At 71.7% G+C, this 1,584-nt stretch carries 1 protein-coding gene; it reads right to left on the reverse strand.

Annotation, left to right across the window (positions count from 1 at the left end; all coding sequences use genetic code 11):
* Positions 1-174 precede the first annotated feature (174 nt).
* A partial coding sequence (locus FH969_RS14865; protein WP_139987977.1) for an ATP-binding protein occupies positions 175-1,584 on the reverse strand: 1,410 nt, incomplete at its 5' end.

Raw genomic sequence — 1,584 nt, forward strand, 5'->3', positions numbered from 1 at the left:
CCGCGACGAGTAGCTCGCTCACCCCGGGGGCGGGGTGCCCGGTCATCGAGGCGACAGCCAGGACGACCAGGGCGAACGTGAGGAGCAGCGCAAGGCCGGCGAACATCGCGACGAGGAACAGGACCAGGGCTGCGTCGCTGCCGCTGCGGGGGCGGCGGTAGGGGCGGGGCGTGGTCATCGTGCCCCCTCGATCATGGCCGCGGCCTGCTGACGCAGGGTGGAGGAGACCTGGACCGTGGCGCTGGAGGTCATCGCCCCGTCGGTGTCGGTCAGGGCCCGTTCGATCTCCGAGCGCACGTGGGAGACCATTACCGGCACACCGCTGCCGATCTTCAGCAGGCAGGTGCCCTGGGGCAGGTTCTGGATCACCTCGACGGCGCTCTCGGGCAGCCCGAACATCCGCACGCAGTCCTCCGCGTCACCCCGCTTGGCCTGCTGGTAGATGACGACGGTGGCGGCGTCCTGCACGACCGCGACGGCGTGCGGGTCGGCCACGACGTCGGAGAGGTGGTGCAGCGCGGTGAGGTGCATGAGGCCGGCGCCGCGGCTGAGGCGGATGTTGCGGCGGGTGACCTCAGCGAACCGGCCCCCGACCAGGTGCCAGCCCTCCTCGATCACGATGACCGTCGGGATCGGCTCGTCGTCACTCATCCACCGGGCCCGCATCCAGGTGGAGATGATGGCCATCACGATCGGGATCGCGGGGCCCTCCTCGGGCAGTGCGCTGATGTCGAACACGGTCAGGCCGTTGTTCAGTCGGACGTCCGGGGAGGTCTCCCCGTCGATCAGGCCCGCGAGGTCACCCTCGATGAGCTCTTCCAACGCGAACCCGCACTCCCGGCCCCAGTCCAGCAGCTGGCCCGGCCCGGTGACACCGGGCAGCTCCTCGACGCGGGGCTGGAGGAGGAACGCGGCGACGTCGCGGATGGTCGCGACCCGCTGCTCCTGACGGGCGGCGGCGATCGCGGAGGCGTGCGCGACCCGCACCGCCTTGCGCTCGATGGTCGTCACCGCACGGCCGAGGGCCTCACCGAGGACGGCGTAGAGCAGGTCGGTCTGCCCGACGGCGTCCTCACGCCCCTCCAGTGCAATGTGGGGGTCGAGGATGTTGATCCGGGTTCCCCCGCCGCCGCGGCGGAACCGGATGGGTTCAACCCCCAGCGCGCGGGCCAGCGGCGCGTACTCCCCCTGCCCCTCCTGGAGCTTCTTGTCGATCACGACGACCCGCCGGCCCAGCAGGAGCTGACGGAACACGCCCCACGTCTTGCACAGGGAGGACTTCCCGTTGCCGATGTCCCCCACCACGATCACGTTCGGGGACTGGAAGTCGGCCCGGTCCTGATACGCCTGGTAGACGTCGTGGTAGACGGGCCAGCCCGTGATCGCGTCGATGCCCAGGAACAGTCCGCGGGGGCTGGTCGGGGCGCCCGCGATCGCCAGGTGCAGACCGGCGATCTGCCGGGTGGTCGAGGACGCGCCCCGCGAGCTCGCGTCGTAATAGCCGGCCCGGTCCAGGGAACGCTTGCGTTCCCGCACCCGCAGCCGCGGCGCCGCGGGGGCCGGCGGGGCGGGCGGGGTGCCCTT

The sequence above is a fragment of the Miniimonas arenae genome (assembly GCF_006351005.1).
GTDB classification, from domain to species: Bacteria; Actinomycetota; Actinomycetes; order Actinomycetales; family Beutenbergiaceae; genus Miniimonas; species Miniimonas arenae.